Raw genomic sequence first — 18,022 nt, 5'->3', positions numbered from 1 at the left:
CTTTTGATAAGTACCAAAACTTACTAAATTAGATTACCGTTTACACGGCAAATACATATGGAAGAAAAGAAACTAGACATCAACTCAATTATTGGATTTATTCTAATATTCGGAATCTTGGTGTACATGATGTACCAAAGTTCTCCTTCACCAGAGGAAGTTGAAGCACAGAAACAAGCAGAACAAGAACAGGTTGAAGCTGAGAAAAAAGAGAGTAAACAAAATGAAGCAGTTGTAACTACTGCTGAAGATTATACCAACACACAAGCCTTAGACTCTACTCAGCAAGCTGCACTTCAAAGCAAAGTAGGTTCTTTTGCCTATGCCTTAGGTTTACAGGGCGAAGAACAAACTACAGTAACTACAGACGTTTTTGAGTTAAAGTTCAATAGAAAAGGTGGTCATTTAGCTCAAGTGAAGTTACGTAATTTTGTAGATTACGATTCAGTGCCAATTTATCTGGTTAAAGACGAAAACAGCGCTTTTAATATCACTTTCGGGACTTCAGACAACAGAACACTAAATACACAGGACTTTCCATTTCAGCCTAGCGTAAGTAAGAGTGGTGAGAATACAGTGGTTTCTATGAAACTTAAGGTCTCTGAAACCGCATTTTTGGAATATAGATACGAGTTGAAGCCTAATGATTATATGATTGATTTTTCAATCAGGTCACAAGGCTTAAGTGGTGTATTTAAAACATCGCAACCGATTACTCTAGATTGGAAGCAGAAAGGTATTCGTCATGCCAAGAGTATAAGCTACGAAAATCGTTACACGCGCCTAACTTATATGTATGATGGTAGGGTTGACAAGTTATCTCAAATGGGTGACGATGACGAAATTGCTGAAGATGTAGAATGGCTATCGTACAGACAACACTTTTTCAGCTCAATTCTTGTGTCTGATGATAGTCCTTTCAAAAAGGTTGAAATGACTTCTACCAATCTTGTAGAAGATGAAGACGTAGATTCCTTATTTACAAAACTCTATACCTCTAAAATGCCTTTGGCATATAATGGAGGGGAAATTAATAAAAATCTCGGTTTATATTATGGCCCTACAGATGCAAAGACACTTAAAGCCTATGATAAAAGCTTAGAAGAAAGTATTCCATTTGGTTGGGGAATTTTTGGATGGATCAATAAGGCTATTTTTATTCCATTATTTGGTTGGTTAAGTGGTATGTTGCCGTATGGTATTGCTATTATTGTGATGACTATCTTGGTTAAAATTATGTTGTCTTTTGTACAGTATAAGCAATTCTTGTCTCAAGCCAAGATGAAAATCTTAAAGCCAGAACTAGATGCCATCAGAAAAAAGCATAAGGATAATAAGATGAAGGCACAGCAAGAGACTATGGCTTTACAAAGTAAGGCTGGTGCCAGTCCGTTAAGTGGATGTTTACCTGGTCTAATGCAGATTCCTGTGTTTTATGCCCTGTTTATGTTTTTCCCAACAGCTTTTGATTTAAGACAGAAAAGCTTCCTATGGGTAGATGATTTGAGTTCTTTTGATTCAATATATGATTTTCCTGATGGGTTTAGTATTCCATTTTATGGTGATCATGTTGCATTATTTCCAATTTTGGCCGCTATTGCAATCTTCTTTTACATGAAGATGACAACAGGTCAGCAAATGGCACAACAACCTACACAAGAAGGGATGCCAGATATGGGTAAAATGATGAAGTATATGATTTACTTCTCACCAATTCTTATGTTGGTATTCTTTAACAATTATGCTTCAGGACTGAGTTTGTATTACTTTATATCTAACTTAATTAGTATTGGTATCATGTTAGTAATTAAGAATTACATCATCGATGAAGAGAAGGTGCTAGCAAAGATCGAGACGCAAAAGAAGAAACCTAAGAAACAAAACAAGTTTCAGAGAAAAATGGCTGAAATGATGGAGCAAGCAGAGCAACAAAAGCAAGCACAGCAGAAAAGAAAAAAGAAATAATTGTTATAACAATATTAATAGGAAAACCCAGACTTTTGTCTGGGTTTTCTACTACTAACTAAATCAATCAATATAAAATCGGGTAATCAGCCTCGACTTTTCTTTTATTTAACTTTGTGGTGGTAATAAAACAGTGTCTATTACGTGTACCACACCATTAATGCCTTGTATATTTACCAAGGTTGTAACGATATTGCTTACACGACTATTAGGGTCTGTTAAAGTGAAATTATTGGTATCTGCAGAAATATCGCCTCCGAGTGTTGTTACGGTACCTGTAGCTAATTCATCAGATTGTACATTGGCATTATTTACAATATGGTAAGTTAATACAGCATCAACCGTTGCAGTATCCAAGTCGCTTAGGGCGTTAATGTTTAGTTCTGATAATAGAGAAACAAAGGCATCATTGCTTGGTGCAAAAACAGTAAATGGGCCTGCCTCAGCATTTGAAACCGTACTGATATAAGGTACAGTTGGGCTGCCTGTATCAGCATAAGCCAAAGCATCTACTAATATAGATAGCGCATCGTTTGATGTCGCAAAAGTTGCAATGGTTGGTAAGTTAATAACAGTATCAACAATATGCACTATGCCATTGGTTGCGGTATTATCCGCACTTGTCACATTAGACATGCCATTCAGCTCTACACCGTTTGAAGTCGTAAAATAAAGACTAAGATTTTCACCGTTTGGTCCAGTCGCGGCTGTATTGGTATAACCAGAACCTGTGGCTACTAAGTCGCTAGAAGAAAGATTGGCACCAACAATAACATGATTAAGAAGTATGTTTCTTACCAAAGCTTCTTCTTCTGTAGATAAATTGTTTAAATCTAATCCTGTAGCATTCAGTAAATCAGTAAAAGCTGCATTACTAGGTGCAAAAACAGTAAAAGGTCCTGTACCTTGTAAAGTGCTAACCAATCCTGTTGCTTCTAAAGCTGCAGCTAGGGAAGTAAGATTATTTTCCAGAGCAACATCCACAACTGTAGTGGTCTGTACACCTGGTCCGTTGTTGTCATCATCATCGCTACAGGCAGTAATGCCTAAGACCATGATAAATACTGCAATTAATTTGAGAGTTTTCGAAATAATTTTCATTTTTTTGAGTTTTAAAATTTGTTCAACATTGCTCAAACATTTAAGTTTGTTTAACAATATTACAAAATGATTAAACAAAAAATAAAACTCGTATTTTTTTTAACACTAATTTTAACACTAGGTTATGCTCAAGAACCCGTAAATCAGTTCGATAAAGACGGTAAACGTCACGGTTTGTGGACAAAAAACTATCATAAGACTGACCAGAAGCGCTACGAAGGGCAGTTTGTTCACGGCAAAGAAGTCGATACTTTTAAATATTATACGTTATCTAGCGGAAAAAGTGTATTGAGTGCTACTAAGGTGTTTAGATTAAAGGATAGTTTGGCAGATGTAAAATTCTATACATCAAAGAGAAATGTGATAAGCGAAGGAAAGATGAACGGTAAGCGTTACATAGGTCAATGGATATTTTATCACAAAAACTCTACAGCCAAAATGATTGTAGAAAACTATAATGATGATGGTAATCTCGAAGGAGATAGAACTGTATTTTATAAGAATGGATTGGTTGCCGAAGAAGCACATTATAAAGACGGAAAACTTCACGGAGAGTCTAAATGGTTTTCAGAAAATAATATTCTACTGCGCCACTCTATGTATAAGGATGGAAGCTTACACGGAAAAACGATTAACTACGATTCTGACGGAAATATAACTTCAGAAGGTGACTATACAGAAGATAGAAAATCGGGTATCTGGAAATATTACGAATCCGGAAAACTCAAAAAAGAAATTGATCACACCAATCAGGTTGTCATTAAAAAATATTGATAGTTAAATGCTATGGATAGCATAATTATTAGAAATTGCAATCGATATAGATTGCCTTTTTTATTTGTAATTTTGCCGAGGTTTTTCAAACAAAAAGTAATCTATTCGAGTTCCCTTCCAGGGAAGGGCTAGGGATGGATTTTAATAAATTAATTAAAAAAGGAGATTCCTGCCTTCGCAGGAAATAATTATGAAACGTGTCATAGTAGGACTTTCTGGAGGAGTAGATTCAAGCGTTGCAGCCTATCTTTTAAAGGAGCAAGGTTATGAGGTTATTGGTCTGTTTATGAAAAACTGGCATGATGATTCCGTAACCATTTCAGACGAATGTCCTTGGTTAGAGGATAGTAATGATGCCATGCTAGTGGCTGATAAGTTGGGTATTCCGTTTCAAACGGTTGATCTCAGTGTGCAGTATAAAGAGCGCATTGTGGACTATATGTTTAATGAATATGAAAAAGGACGCACACCAAACCCAGACGTACTATGTAATCGCGAAATAAAATTTGATGTCTTTATGGATATCGCTATGGAACTTGGTGCGGATTATGTTGCTACAGGTCACTATTGCAGAAAAGCTACTTTTGAAAAAGATGACAGGGAAATCCATCAGCTTTTAGCTGGAGTTGACAATAATAAAGATCAGTCGTATTTTTTATGTCAGTTATCGCAGGATCAATTGGCAAAAGCGTTATTTCCAATAGGCGAATTAACCAAACCAGAGGTAAGGGAAATTGCCAAAGCACAAAAGTTAACCACTGCCGAAAAGAAGGACTCACAAGGACTTTGCTTTATTGGCAAAGTGCGTTTACCAGATTTTTTACAACAACAACTAAAGCCTAAAGAAGGAGTTATTGTTGAAGTTGACGATTCTTTTGAATCTTATAATCAAACAGTTCCTGAGTTCAATTCTAAAGAAAATGAATTGGCATTTCTTTCTAAAAAGCCAGAATATTCTATTTCAGACGGAAAGGTTGTTGGTAAGCACCAAGGAGCACATTATTTTACCAAAGGGCAACGAAAAGGTCTAGCAGTTGGTGGCACCAAAGAACCATTGTTTGTTATTGAAACTGACGTTGAGGACAATGTGATTTATACAGGTCAAGGTAAAAATCATCCTGGTTTGCTGCGAAATGTATTATTTGTCACAAACGACGAATTACATTGGATTCGTGAAGACTTGGCTTTGTCCGAAGGTGAAACTATGGACGTTATGGCCAGAATTCGTTATCGTCAACCTCTTGAAAAAGCAACACTTCACAAAATCGCTTCAGGATTGTACGTTGAATTTGAAAATAAACAATCAGCTATTACGGAAGGACAGTTCGTTGCTTGGTATGATAATGAAGAGCTATTGGGTTCTGGAGTGATTTCCTAATGTCATTCCTGCGTAGGTAGGAATCTTTAAATGATTTATAGAATTCATTTCAAATCCTTAAATTGCAATAAAAGAAAAGCCATGATAAGAAAAATTACCATGCTTTTATTGCTCCTCCTAACAATAAACAGCTACGCACAAGAAGATGCCTGGGTTTACCTAACTGATAAACCTAACGAAGCAGCAGCTTTAGCAAATCCAATTTCCATTCTAACGCAAAAGGCCATAGACCGAAAGCAGAATCATGGCGTCGCTATAGATGCAAGGGATGTGCCTGTTCACGAAGCTTATATTTCAGATTTAAAAACCCAATCAGGCATTACCGTTTTAGCGAAATCTAAATGGTTTAATGCAGTTCACGTTAGAGGTTCTGAAGCAGACATTTCAGCATTAAGTGTCTTACCCTATATAGATATGATCGATTTTGCTAATAATAGTTTAGATGCGTCATCACGCTCATCTAATAGTCAAGTCAATTCAGATATAGAGGATGAAACCGTTGATTTCACATACGGAAACACACAGAATCAGGTAGAAATGATCAATGCAGACAATCTGCATGTTGATGATTTTACAGGCGAGGGTTTTACTATTGCTGTAATGGATTCAGGATTCCCAAATGTTAATACCATGGCAGCGTTTCAGCGTTTACGCGATAATGGAGACTTATTAGATGGATACGACTTTGTTTCAAGAAATGCAGATGTTTATGCCAATACAGCGAGTTCCCATGGTACACGTGTTTTGAGTACTATGGCTGGTTTTATACAAGATCAGTTTGTGGGTACAGCACCAGATGCATCCTATTATTTGTTTTTAACCGAAGATGCCACTAGTGAAAATCCTGTTGAGGAAAGTTATTGGGTTGAAGCTGCAGAACGTGCAGATAGTCTGGGTGTGGACATGATTAATACGTCTTTGGGTTATCGTGTCTTTGACAATCCTAATTACGATTACACACCAGCTGACATGGATGGGCAAACCACTTACATCACCAAAGGAGCTTCTATTGCTGCCGAAAAGGGTATTTTGGTTGTGGTAAGCGCTGGAAACTCAGGCGCTACTGCTTGGCAAACGGTTGGTGCACCAGCGGATTCACCAGAGGTATTGTCTATCGGTGCAGTGGATGAAAATGGTCAGTATGTTAATTTTAGTTCCCAAGGTGGAACAGCACAGGTTGGTTATCAGAAACCAGATGTGGTGGCCAGAGGCGGTTTGGCATTTGTGGTGAATGAAAACAATACAATTGTACAGAATAACGGTACTTCATTTAGTTCACCAATCCTTTGTGGCGGCATCGCGTCTTTATGGCAAGCAATTCCTGATGCCACACCAACTGAGGTGATGGACTTTATAAGGCAATCGGCCTCACAATTTACTATGCCAGATGATTTTTTGGGTTTTGGTATTCCAGATTTGGCAATGGCAAGAAGTCTAGGTTTGGGAGAAACATCAATAGAGAATATAAACATATATCCAAATCCTGTAAAAGATAATTTATATGTCGAATTGCCAACGCAGCTTGTAAACTCAGAGGTAAGTATATACAATCAATTAGGGCAAAAGGTTTTACAAACAGAGCTCAATACAAATAGTGAAGCCATTAATGTCGAAAGTTTAGAGGCTGGATTCTATGTTTTGAAACTATCATCAGAAACCAATTTCAGAACATTTAAGTTTGTTAGATGTTCAAACTAAACTCATACGTCAGTTCGAATGAATTTGATCTCGAAAGCCTTCGGGATTAAAATCGTATCGAGAACCGTGTCTAGTTGAAATTCTCATTCTCGATACAAATTTCACTCATTTTCAATCGTTAAATTCACTCGAATTGACGAATTTTATAGGCGAATATAATTTTTTCATATAATGACCAACAGTATAACAAAACTCTTCAACATAAAATACCCAATTATACAAGCAGGAATGATATGGAATAGTGGCTGGAGACTAGCTTCAGCTTCAAGCAATTCTGGGATTTTGGGTTTAATAGGAGCAGGTTCTATGTATCCAGATGTACTGCGTGAGCATATCCAAAAATGTAAAAAAGCTACGGATAAACCTTTTGGTGTCAATGTGCCAATGTTATATCCAAATATTGAAGAGATAATGGATATCATTGTAGAGGAAGATGTAAAAATTGTTTTTACTTCAGCGGGAAATCCAAAAACCTGGACGAAGTGGTTACAAGATAAGGGCATCACTGTAGTACATGTAGTGAGTAGCGTAAAATTCGCTTTAAAAGCTCAAGATGCCGGAGTGGATGCCGTCGTTGCCGAAGGTTTTGAGGCAGGAGGACATAACGGTCGTGACGAATCTACAACCCTAACTTTAATACCTATGGTACGGGAGCAAATAGAGATTCCGTTGATTGCAGCAGGAGGCATTGCCACAGGAAAAGCCATGTTAGCCTGTATGATTTTGGGAGCCGATGGAGTACAGGTTGGTAGCCGTTTTGTAGCAAGTGAGGAGTCTTCTGCACATCAGGCTTTTAAGGAAGTGGTTGTTGATGCTAAAGAAGGAGCTACACAACTCACCTTAAAGGAATTGGCACCAGTGCGCCTGATAAAAAATAAATTCTACAATGAGATACAAGAACTGTATAAAACCGCTCCAACACCAGAACAGCTCAAGGAATTATTAGGCAGAGCAAGGGCCAAACGCGGTATGTTTGAAGGAGATTTAGACGATGGTGAGCTAGAAATAGGGCAGATAGCAGGATTGATACACGATATTAAGCCCGTTGCTGAGATTGTTAAGGATATGGTCACTGAATTTGAAAAGGCAAAAGAAGATATAGCCGCTAAACAAAATTTTGATTTTTAGAAAAGAAATGGCTGCAAAACGTAGCGTACTTTGAAATTCCCAATAAAAAAAATCCGTAAACAGTTTTACGGATTTTTTTATGAGCCTTAATATTTTAGGTTTTAATTGGCATCCTTAGCCGAGTTGAGTTTTTTCTCAATATTTTCATATGTGTATTTCATTTTTTTGTGCTCTTCTTTTAAAATCTCATGGTCATTCTTCATTCTTTCGTGCCATTGCTTCATTTTATCAATTTTTTCATTCAACTCAAAGGTGTTGATGTCGTCAAAATTAGGATCAGCATTGTTGTGTGCTTCAATGACTTCGGCATGGCTTTTTAAAACAGCATCGTGTCGTTCTAGCATTAAACCTTGTTCTTCGAAGTCTTTGAGGAGCGTGGAATCTTGAATTTCCATACTTCCATAAACCTCCTTAAGTTTTTGATGTTTTTTTGACATGTTACTTAGTGTTGCCTCAAATGTGTTATGGACTTGGACAATACTGTCACTTTTTTTTGTGAAGGCATTGAACTCAGCCATTAATTCTTTTTTTTCATTATCGCAAGTAAACAATAGTAGCGGCATCAATAGTAATAGGTATATTTTTTTCATAATTAGTTTTTTTAATGAGTTATAACTCTTGCATAAAATACCTTATCTATTGCTAATCTTTTGTCGCAGATGATATTTTCAGTAACCCAATTGATAAATTTGATTTGAGAAATTAACTTAATTCCAAATGTGTTAAAACCTCTCTTAGGTATGATTTTTTAAACTTATCTTGCTTTTCAAACGAATAGTGTCATAGATTTAATTTAAAAAAAATGTCAAAACCAGCTATAGAAAAACTATATCGGTTTCTTAATAACGAAGATGGTGAACGGGTTTGCACGGATATTTCTGATGAAGCATGTGAACATACTGTCACTAATTTTTTCAGGATACTGTTAACGCATACGGTTACCAAATTGGGAGACACGCTTAGTAATCCTAAAACGGTATTGACTTGGTTGATGAGCTACGTTAACGCTCCAGTCTACCTTATCAGTTTAATAGTACCAATTCGAGAATCAGGAGCGATGATTCCGCAGATTGCCATTTCAAAATATATAAGTCAAAAACCCATAAGAAAATGGATCTGGATTTTTGGTTCCGTGTTGCAATTTATATCCATTGCAGCCATAGGTTTAGTGGGTTTAACGTATAAAGGTGCTCTGGCAGGATGGCTTATGGTGGGTTGTTTGGTGGTGTTTAGTTTTGCACGCAGTTTATCCTCCGTTACTTCAAAGGATGTCATTGGTAAAACCATTGCCAAGACCAGACGTGGTAAACTTGGTGGTTACACGGCCGCTCTGTCTGGTGTGTTGGTGTTGGTGGCCGGTTTGCTCATTACCTATAAATCTGAAACAGATGCGTCAGTGGATTTTTATACCAACCTTATGTTTTTTGCTTCAGTCATGTGGTTAGTGGCAGCATTGATTTATGCTTCGGTTAAGGAATTTCCTGGTGAAACCGAATCTCCATCTGAAGATGAAAACGCTGTGGTAAGCAAGCTTGAATTATTAAAGACCAATACGCAGTTCAGAAATTTTGTAATAGCAAGGGCCTTACTATTGTGTTCGTCATTGTCCGCACCATTTTACGTTTTACTGGCACAGAAACATGCTGGTTCTGAAAGTTTTTTATTGGGTCTGTTGATTGTTGCCAATGGTATCGCTTCGATTATTAGTTCACCGTTTTGGGGAAAGCAGGCCGACAAATCCAGTAAAAATACAATGGCCAGAGCCGTAACTATTGCTGCAATTATGGGTATTGCTTTATTTGTAATAGTTACTTTTTTTGAGAGCTTCCGAAACCAACTTTGGCTATATCCAATTGCGTTTTTCATTTTGGGAGTAGCGCATGGAGGTGTGCGAGCAGGTAGAAAAACTTATGTAGTGGACATGGCAAACGGTAACGAACGCACCAATTATGTTGCGGTTAGTAATACTATTATTGGTGTCATTTTACTTATTACAGGCGGTTTAAGCGCGTTGGTTTCGGTGTTATCTATAGAAGGTGTCATCCTAGGGTTATCTCTATTAGGGCTTTTGGGTGCTTACCGTAGTTACAAATTACCTGATGTGGAATAGTTAGTATTGGCATTAATTATCATAATATTTTATCTTAGCTAAAATTGCTTTATATAAGGATGAAAATAAAAAAGAACATAGCATTAGAATTCAATGATTTTTCTAAAAATTACACTAATGATATGATTGGTTGTGTGCCGCATTACGCAGAGTTAGTATCGAGTTTTGTAAAGCATCTACCTAATGATTTTTACCCTAAATCAATTTTAGATTTAGGATGTGGTAACGGGAATGTTTCAGCGCAACTTATGCCACATTTTCCTGACGCTACTTATACTCTTGTAGATGCGTCTATTGAAATGATAAACCTTTGCAGGAAACAGTTTAGTTCCTATAATGTTATTTATGCCAATAATTATTTTAAGGACTTTACCTTTACAAAAGACGAATATGATTTGATTGTAGCTGGCTTTAGCTTACACCACTGTGATGAAGTAGAGAAGAAAAGTATTTTTAATAGTATATACAATTCTCTAAAAAAAGGAGGGATATTCTCGTATAGTGACCTAATGATCAGTAAAGCTAATCCAGACCACAAAAAACTAATAAAAAGTTGGGAAAAATTTGTAAACATAAGTTTTCCAGATGGTGAGAAGTGGGCCTGGATTATGGAGCATTACGAGGCCTTTGATAAACCTACGGATTATAATCTTCAAATTGAGTATTTAAGTAGGGCAGGTTTTGAGAATATACAAACACCATTTAAACAAGCCTATTGGACACATATACAGGCCATAAAATAAAACGGCTCAACATTAGTAATTCATCCTGCAGATGTTACTTTCAATATTATATAAATAAAACTCTTTGTGTGACTTCAAAGCACGTTCAAAATTTAATACCACCATCTATTACTAAACTCTTATTTTTGTAATAATTGATTTTAAAATCTCCCTGTATGAAAAAGATAATTATTCTACTCTTCTGTGCCTTTGGTTTTTATTCTTGTGAAGAGGTTACAAGTGAAGATGAAATCCAAAAAATAAATTGGAGCGCAAGAGTGACAAATGTTCTTGAGTTAGACTCATTAGAAACAGGTAAATCATATTTATCCGTGTATTCGCAGATTTATAGCTTATCACAGCATAGAAAATACAACCTAACAGCTATGGTAAGTCTCAGAAACACAAGTGAAACGGATACGATTTACGTTCTAAAATCAGACTACTACAATACACATGGTGAACTTATAAAGCATTATGTAGACAAACCTGTGTATTTATTACCGATGGAAACCTTAGAGATTGTTATTGATGAGGCGGATGTGTCTGGTGGTACAGGTGCAAACTTTATTTTTGATTGGGCAACACCGAAAGGTACACCTGAGCCAATTTTTGAAGGTTTAATGTCATCAACCGCAGGTACACAAGGGCTTTCATTTACAACACATGCAAAACGGATTAATTAATTCGTACAACTAAAACCTAAGCACTACTTTTGCGCCATGGTTTTAAGTAACTACACCAAAGAATTTAAGTACAACCTTAAACTGGCATCTCCGGTTATTTTGGGTATGCTTGGACACACGTTTGTGAGCTTTGTAGATAATGTGATGGTTGGGCAATTAGGTGCTGCTGAATTGGCAGCTGTGTCTTTGGGCAATAGTTTTATTTTTATTGCCATGTCCATTGGCATAGGCTTTTCTACAGCAATAACTCCTTTGGTAGCTGAAGCTGATTCTGAACAAAATTTCGAAAAAGGAAAATCCGTTTTTAAACATGGTTTTTTTCTTTGTACGGTATTAGGTTTGATATTGTTCTTAATGTTGTTAGTGGCAAAACCTTTAATGTATGTCATGGATCAGCCTGAAGAAGTGGTTGAGTTGGCGATCCCATATTTAGATTTGGTAGCGTTTTCCTTGGTGCCCTTGATTGTGTTTCAGGCATTTAAACAATTTAGTGATGGACTGTCTCTAACCAAATATCCGATGTATGCTACTATTGTTGCCAATATTTTAAATGTTGTGATTAACTATGTTTTGATTTTTGGGAAGTTCGGCTTTCCTCAAATGGGCATTGTAGGTGCAGCCGTTGGTACTTTGGTGTCGCGTTTTGTAATGCTGTTTTTCTTATGGTGGTTGCTTGCTAAGAGAAAGAAATCTAAGGCCTATGTCACTAATATTAAATTCTTCAAGCTAAGTAAACAACCTATTAAAAAGTTAACAAACTTGGGCTTGCCAAGTTCTATGCAGATGTTTTTTGAAGTTGCCATTTTTACAGCAGCGATTTGGTTAAGTGGTACATTGGGTAAAAATGCCCAAGCAGCAAATCAGATTGCATTAAACTTATCTTCAATGACCTTCATGGTCGCTATGGGATTAAGTGTAGCTGCCATGGTTAGAGTAGGTAACCAAAAAGGGTTAAGGGATTATGTGAATCTAAAACGTATAGCAGAATCCATCTTTTTGGTCGGGTTTGTTTTTGCATTTGTATTTGCTTTACTTTTCGCTATTTTTCATAAGGTTCTGCCGGACTTGTATGTAGATCTAGACGACCCTACCAATGCTGTGGACACCATGGAGGTAGTTAAAATAGCAGCAACCTTATTATTGGCTGCAGCGGTATTTCAGATTAGTGACAGCCTTCAGGTTATTGCACTAGGTGCTTTACGTGGACTACAGGATGTAAAGATCCCAACAGTAATTACGTTTATTTCATATTGGGTCATTGGCTTTCCTATAAGTTATTTTTTAGGAAAAGAGGACGCTTATGGTAGTTTAGGTATATGGCTTGGGCTATTGGCGGGTTTAAGTGCTGCAGCCATTCTTTTATTCATTCGTTTTAACTACTTAACTAAAAAGCTCATTGCTAATAAAATAATAACCTGATTAGATGATGAATAGTTTGATTTCTATAGCTTAATCGAAGAGCTCAATCAAAATCTATATATTTGCATCTATATTGAAAATCTTCAAGCTTTGTGCTTCAAACTTCAAACTTAACAAATGGAACTACCCAAATTTATATTAGGCGACAACACGGATTATCCTGATGCTATATTTATTATTCATACAGAGTTTCCGCGATTTATCATTAATCTAGAAAATGACGAAGTAGAGTGGTTTGAGGAATTTGATCAACACGACCAAAAAGAATTGGAAACCGAAGCCGAAAATTATATCAAACAAGCTACCGAATTTTATGATAGGGAAGTGGCGAGATATGATGATTAACTAAAAAAGAGGTATGCTAGAGCAACTTGTAGAGCTAGACAAAGAACTTTTTTTGTATTTAAATGGTCTAGGTAACACATCCTGGGATGGATTCTGGATGGCTTATACTACTAAATGGAATTGGATACCATTGTACGCTGTTCTATTATTTTTATTATACAAGCGATTGGGAATAAAAATGGTTTTGGTTACCCTTATTTCTGTGGTGCTCATGGTCACTTTTACGGATCAAGTCACCAATTTATTTAAGGATGGTGTGATGCGTCACAGACCTTGTCACCAAGCAGGAATCAAAGAACTAATGCGTATTGTTAGAGAAGGTTGCGGAGGTAAATATGGTTATTTTTCGGGTCATGCTAGTAATTCTATGGGTCTTGCCATATTGGTAGGATTAATGTTGCGGAAAAAGTATAAATACCTTATTTATATTTTAGTGGTTTGGGCTATCATCATGGGTTATAGTCGTATTTATATTGGAGTGCACTATCCTTTGGATGTGCTTTCTGGTCTTATTTTTGGAGGACTTTCAGGATTTGCATTCTACAAACTCGATAAATATCTGCAATCTAGATTTGCCTTAAAGGATCCACCAGATAAAGTACTTTAATATTACTTCCGGGTTAATTCGTATAAGGCATTTGTAAGCCTATTTTTATAACCTCTAGTGTCTTTGTTAGAAGAATTTAAGTCGTAAGTGTCTTTAAATTCGATCTTATATACTTTTGAAAGTGCATCTATGGTGTCCGGCTTCGCTTTATTGGTTAACAAATAAAATCGCTTGTCATTTGGGATCACATAACCTTCACTTGTTTTTATACTCGGGATTTTGTCACCATAGTTGTATATCACTTCTGGCGCTACATAGTCTAAATGATAAAGCTGCAAGCCTGAATGTTTTAATTCTGAAACGGGTTTGTAATCAACTTGAGAATGGGATTTTGATATCGGTAATGCCACCAAACCTAAGGTGGTCATAAAAGCAATAACCAAATAGAAAACACTTTTGATTTGTTTCGATTTTAAAAACTTGAAAATATAAAAACCAATAATAGCTAAAACTATTGCTGTAATTACGAATCTCACTAATAACATTCCGGTTAATACATCACTTGAAAAAAACCAAATAACCCAGAATAGAATTGCAATGACACCAATCAATCCAAACTGAAAATAAACAGGAATAGTTTCCTTTTTCGATTTCAGATTTTTGAATTCTCTAATTAAATACTCGATATAAAATCCAATATTAATTGCCAATGGAATCAAGACTGGCATAAGATATCGCGATTTTTTTTCAGGAATAATGGATAATAGAACTACGGCTATAATCGTCCAGAAAAAGCTAAATCTATAGGCTTTTAGATTTGACACCCTTGACTTCATATACGGATAAATAAGGCTCGCCAAAGCAACAACAGCCCATAATCCACTTTGTACAAAAAAGCTCCAGTAATAATAAAACGGTCTTACGTTGTAACTGCTCCAATTGGAGGTTTCGCGTTCTGCAATTGCAGTAAAGGTTTCTGGGTCTGCTAAGCGGACATGGAAATACCACCAACCACCTAAAACTATTCCGAATATCAGTAAGCTAAAAAGTTTTAAAAAGTGAAGTGCACCACCTTTAAACTTGTAAGCTATACCGTAAGAAATGATGAAAGACAATAACAAAACATACAACGAAACAGGACCTTTAGACAAGACCGAACAAGCCAAAAACACGACAAAAAGCAAGCTATAGACTATTGATGTTTTCTGCTTTTGAAACATTATAAAAAGCTGATACAATGCCATGAGCATAAAGGCATGCGTGTAAATATCCCATGGTGCTTCAATAATAATTCCTATAACATAAAAAGAACTGAGTACAATAAATCCATTAATAAGACTATGTGATTTACTAAGCTCTAATTTTTTTGATAGTAGAAAAGTTGAGATGCCAATACTCGCCATAAAAAGTAATGCAGGCCAACGTAATGCCAAAACAGATTTAATGCCAAAAAGTAAACCGAAAAATGCGGTTATCCATGTTGGTAAAGGTGGTTTTTGATAGCGCGCCTCACCGTTCATAGTGGTTAATACCCAATTGTTATCGGTAAGCATCTCGCGAGCAGAAATAAAATTACGGGCTTCCATAATACTCACAGGAATGGCATCAATGGTAAAACCAAGCATTACAACTACAAAAAGTAAAAGACTTAAAATTGGGTATTTTTCTATGAGCTTAATCATTATTCTGTCTTATTAGATAAGCATTACGTGCATAAATGATCATTCCGAAAAAGTGACCCACAAATAAAACGGGATCTTCTCTAATAATGGCATAGCTCAAAATCAAAGCTGCGCCAATTAAACTCAACACCCAAAACCCTAATGGTAAGGATGATGCCTTATTGCGTTCAGAGTGAATCCATTGATATACAAATCGCAAGGTGAAAATGATTTGAGCCACAACACCAAGAACTAATAGCCACGTTGGTATCGCTTCGTTTTTAAAGAGTAATTCTATATCTATTTTATTGTTGTTATAGTAAAAAACAACAATTATTACCGGAACTATAAACAGCAAATACTGAACAATTTTAGGAAACTTTTGCCATTGTCCTTGCAACTGTAAGTTTCTAATGTAGATGAAATACGTTAAACTCTGTCCTAGCATTATGGCAAAGTCTAGTCTTAAATAACCATAAATGAACAAGAGGAAAGAGGCGATTAAACTTAATGTCCAAAATGTTGATGGAGTAATGACTTTACGCTGTTTTTCGGACGTAATCCATTGAATGATCAGCCGAGACGAAAATAAAATCTGGGCCAAAAATCCGATGCTGTAAATAATCCAGTCTTTCAAATTAAAATATTATTTACTCGATTTTTCAACTTCGTAATTAATGTATTTCTTCTTCATCCACAAATAGGCAAAGCAATCCATAAGTGGGCCCAAAAGCCTATTCCAAAGTCCAAATTTTGCCGTACCGGCAAGTCGAGGAAAATGCTGAACAGTGACTTGTTTTATTCTGCCATTTTGAAGCATAACCATAGCAGGTAAAAAGCGGTGCAAGCCTCTAAACATAGGAATACGTTTAGCATAATCCGTTTTAATGATTTTAAGCGGACAACCTGTGTCATCCATACCATCATGTGTAAATGCGCGTCTAATACCATTGGCAATTTTAGAAGACATATTCTTAACAAAAGAATCTTTACGGTTAGAGCGCACACCAGTGACCAACTCATGCGTGTCTATATGTTCTAAAAGAATATTAAAATCTTCAGGTGCTGTTTGTAAATCGGAATCTATGTAGCCAACCAGCTCAGTATCAACATAGTCAAAACCAGCTTTTATAGCAGCGCTTAAACCTTTGTTTTCTTTAAAGAGAATATATTCAAAAGCTTCATTGGTAGCACAAATCTTTTCAATCAATGCCTGACTATTATCTGTAGAGCCATCGTTAACAAACAATACCGAAGTGGGTACAGATGCTATTTTAAGATAGTTAGAAAGCTCGGTTTCAACACGTTCTAGATTTTCCTCTTCATTATAAACTGGAACGATGATGGTCAACTTATACGTCATACACTATGATTGCTTAGTCTGTGCAAAAGTATAGTTTTTTTATGATAACGAAAGTAAGTACTCAGCAGCGGCAAAAGGAGTGGTTTTACCAGCTTCAACCAATTGTATCTGCGCATCTAGTTCTGCTTTTATTTTAGGCGACTTGTAGAAATTAGATTTTAAACGCTCTTCAATAGTTTGTAACAACCAAAACTTGTTCTGGTTATTTCTATTATGCTCAAAATAGTCATTTGAGGATGTCGTAGTTATGTAGTCTTGGATGAGTTCCCAAACATCAGAAATGCCTTCTTTTTTCAAGGCACTACAAAGCGACACCTTAGGCGACCAGCCAGATTCCTTTTCGGGATATAAATGTAAGGCTCTATTGAATTCTACTTTTGCGGTTTTAGCAGCTTTAAGGTTATCACCATCCGCTTTGTTGATTACAATCGCATCGGCCATTTCAATAATACCACGTTTAATGCCTTGTAGTTCATCACCTGCACCAGCGAGTTTCAGTAGTAAAAAGAAATCGACCATACTGTGTACAGCAGTTTCACTTTGGCCAACACCGACAGTTTCAATAATTATGGTGTCAAATCCAGCAGCTTCACATAAAATGATGGTTTCCCTCGTTTTTCTTGCCACTCCACCAAGTGAATCACCAGAAGGCGATGGTCTTATAAACGCATTTTCGTCTTTGACCAAATCTTCCATCCTGGTTTTATCACCAAGAATACTGCCTTTGCTCAACGTACTGCTTGGGTCAACAGCGAGAACAGCGACCTTTTTACCGACGTTAGTGAGGTAGCTTCCAAAAGCCTCAATAAACGTACTTTTACCTACACCAGGTACACCAGTAATACCAATCCTGATAGACTTGTTAGCGTGTGGCAAACAAGCCGTAATGATGTCATGAGCTTTATTGGCGTGTTTTGTATTTGTACTTTCAACTAGAGTGATTGCTCTACTTAAATCCGTAATATTTCCAGAAATAATCCCATTGACCAACTCCTCAACAGAGGGTTGTTTTTTACGTTTGGTCTGTATGGATTTTGCCGAATTTGAACTGAGAGTTTTAGGAGGTTCAACACCATCTTGTTCATGCAAAGCAGATTTATATGGTTGGTCTTTTTTTGTCACTTT

At 36.4% G+C, this 18,022-nt stretch carries 17 protein-coding genes; 11 read left to right on the top strand and 6 right to left on the bottom strand.

Going from position 1 to position 18,022, the window contains the following annotated elements:
* The first annotated feature begins 57 nt into the window (after nucleotides 1–57).
* Entirely contained in the window at nucleotides 58–1,965 is a 1,908-nt protein-coding gene (gene yidC / locus ACQ65V_RS00705) for a membrane protein insertase YidC (RefSeq protein WP_430466509.1), read from the top strand.
* Between the two features lie 108 nt (nucleotides 1,966–2,073).
* Here the strand turns inward: yidC and ACQ65V_RS00700 are convergent, their stop codons facing one another.
* The gene (locus ACQ65V_RS00700; RefSeq protein ID WP_430466508.1) at nucleotides 2,074–3,066 is read right to left on the bottom strand and encodes a fasciclin domain-containing protein; all 993 of its coding nucleotides are present in this window, start codon (nucleotides 3,064–3,066) and stop codon (nucleotides 2,074–2,076) included.
* 66 nt (nucleotides 3,067–3,132) lie between these two features.
* Between ACQ65V_RS00700 and ACQ65V_RS00695 the strand changes: the two genes are divergently transcribed.
* The 4 genes from ACQ65V_RS00695 to ACQ65V_RS00680 all read left to right on the top strand — a co-directional run bounded on the left by ACQ65V_RS00695 (nucleotide 3,133) and on the right by ACQ65V_RS00680 (nucleotide 8,044).
* Complete coding sequence (locus ACQ65V_RS00695; protein WP_430466507.1) at nucleotides 3,133–3,840, top strand: toxin-antitoxin system YwqK family antitoxin; 708 nt, start codon at nucleotides 3,133–3,135, stop codon at nucleotides 3,838–3,840.
* A gap of 190 nt (nucleotides 3,841–4,030) precedes the next feature.
* A complete protein-coding gene (gene mnmA, locus ACQ65V_RS00690; protein ID WP_430466506.1) occupies nucleotides 4,031–5,218 on the top strand; it encodes a tRNA 2-thiouridine(34) synthase MnmA in 1,188 nt (395 codons plus the stop codon).
* An 81-nt stretch (nucleotides 5,219–5,299) separates the two neighbouring features.
* Nucleotides 5,300–6,916, top strand: a complete 1,617-nt coding sequence (locus tag ACQ65V_RS00685; protein ID WP_430466505.1) for a S8 family serine peptidase — start codon at nucleotides 5,300–5,302, stop codon at nucleotides 6,914–6,916.
* Between the two features lie 171 nt (nucleotides 6,917–7,087).
* Entirely contained in the window at nucleotides 7,088–8,044 is a 957-nt protein-coding gene (locus ACQ65V_RS00680; protein WP_430466504.1) for an NAD(P)H-dependent flavin oxidoreductase, read from the top strand.
* 101 nt (nucleotides 8,045–8,145) lie between these two features.
* Here the strand turns inward: ACQ65V_RS00680 and ACQ65V_RS00675 are convergent, their stop codons facing one another.
* Nucleotides 8,146–8,634, bottom strand: coding sequence for a hypothetical protein (locus ACQ65V_RS00675; RefSeq protein ID WP_430466503.1), 489 nt, complete (start codon nucleotides 8,632–8,634; stop codon nucleotides 8,146–8,148).
* A 212-nt stretch (nucleotides 8,635–8,846) separates the two neighbouring features.
* On the opposite strand from ACQ65V_RS00675, the gene ACQ65V_RS00670 reads away from it, so the two are divergent.
* The 6 genes from ACQ65V_RS00670 (at nucleotide 8,847) to ACQ65V_RS00645 (ending at nucleotide 13,933) form a co-directional block, all read left to right on the top strand.
* Nucleotides 8,847–10,154 carry an MFS transporter gene (locus ACQ65V_RS00670; RefSeq protein ID WP_430466502.1) on the top strand — a complete coding sequence of 436 codons (1,308 nt, stop codon included), beginning with the start codon at nucleotides 8,847–8,849 and terminating at the stop codon, nucleotides 10,152–10,154.
* A gap of 59 nt (nucleotides 10,155–10,213) precedes the next feature.
* Entirely contained in the window at nucleotides 10,214–10,897 is a 684-nt protein-coding gene (locus tag ACQ65V_RS00665; protein ID WP_430466501.1) for a class I SAM-dependent methyltransferase, read from the top strand.
* A gap of 155 nt (nucleotides 10,898–11,052) precedes the next feature.
* Nucleotides 11,053–11,562, top strand: a complete 510-nt coding sequence (locus tag ACQ65V_RS00660; RefSeq protein ID WP_155089373.1) for a DUF3124 domain-containing protein — start codon at nucleotides 11,053–11,055, stop codon at nucleotides 11,560–11,562.
* Nucleotides 11,563–11,598: 36 nt separating this feature from the next.
* A complete protein-coding gene (locus ACQ65V_RS00655; protein WP_430466500.1) occupies nucleotides 11,599–12,981 on the top strand; it encodes an MATE family efflux transporter in 1,383 nt (460 codons plus the stop codon).
* A 117-nt stretch (nucleotides 12,982–13,098) separates the two neighbouring features.
* Entirely contained in the window at nucleotides 13,099–13,326 is a 228-nt protein-coding gene (locus tag ACQ65V_RS00650) for a hypothetical protein (protein ID WP_155089375.1), read from the top strand.
* Between the two features lie 13 nt (nucleotides 13,327–13,339).
* The gene (locus ACQ65V_RS00645; protein ID WP_430466499.1) at nucleotides 13,340–13,933 is read left to right on the top strand and encodes a phosphatase PAP2 family protein; all 594 of its coding nucleotides are present in this window, start codon (nucleotides 13,340–13,342) and stop codon (nucleotides 13,931–13,933) included.
* 2 nt (nucleotides 13,934–13,935) lie between these two features.
* Here ACQ65V_RS00645 and ACQ65V_RS00640 read toward each other — a convergent pair whose 3' ends face one another.
* Genes ACQ65V_RS00640 through meaB form a run of 4 tightly spaced genes read right to left on the bottom strand, consistent with a single transcriptional unit; the run spans nucleotide 13,936 to nucleotide 18,019 of the window.
* Nucleotides 13,936–15,555 carry an ArnT family glycosyltransferase gene (locus ACQ65V_RS00640; protein WP_430466498.1) on the bottom strand — a complete coding sequence of 540 codons (1,620 nt, stop codon included), beginning with the start codon at nucleotides 15,553–15,555 and terminating at the stop codon, nucleotides 13,936–13,938.
* On the bottom strand, nucleotides 15,548–16,171 hold the full coding sequence (locus ACQ65V_RS00635) for a lipid-A-disaccharide synthase N-terminal domain-containing protein (RefSeq protein WP_430466497.1): 624 nt from the start codon (nucleotides 16,169–16,171) through the stop codon (nucleotides 15,548–15,550). Before ACQ65V_RS00635 ends, ACQ65V_RS00640 begins: the two co-directional genes overlap by 8 nt.
* Nucleotides 16,172–16,180: 9 nt before the next feature.
* Nucleotides 16,181–16,897, bottom strand: coding sequence for a glycosyltransferase (locus tag ACQ65V_RS00630; RefSeq protein WP_430466496.1), 717 nt, complete (start codon nucleotides 16,895–16,897; stop codon nucleotides 16,181–16,183).
* A gap of 39 nt (nucleotides 16,898–16,936) precedes the next feature.
* Nucleotides 16,937–18,019: a methylmalonyl Co-A mutase-associated GTPase MeaB gene (meaB, locus tag ACQ65V_RS00625; RefSeq protein ID WP_430466495.1), complete on the bottom strand. Its 1,083-nt coding sequence runs from the start codon at nucleotides 18,017–18,019 to the stop codon at nucleotides 16,937–16,939.
* Nucleotides 18,020–18,022 lie beyond the last annotated feature (3 nt).

Origin of the sequence: Winogradskyella ouciana (assembly GCF_965284585.1) — a bacterium.
GTDB classification, from domain to species: Bacteria; Bacteroidota; Bacteroidia; order Flavobacteriales; family Flavobacteriaceae; genus Winogradskyella; species Winogradskyella ouciana.
This window is presented reverse-complemented; position numbering and strand designations above follow the sequence as displayed.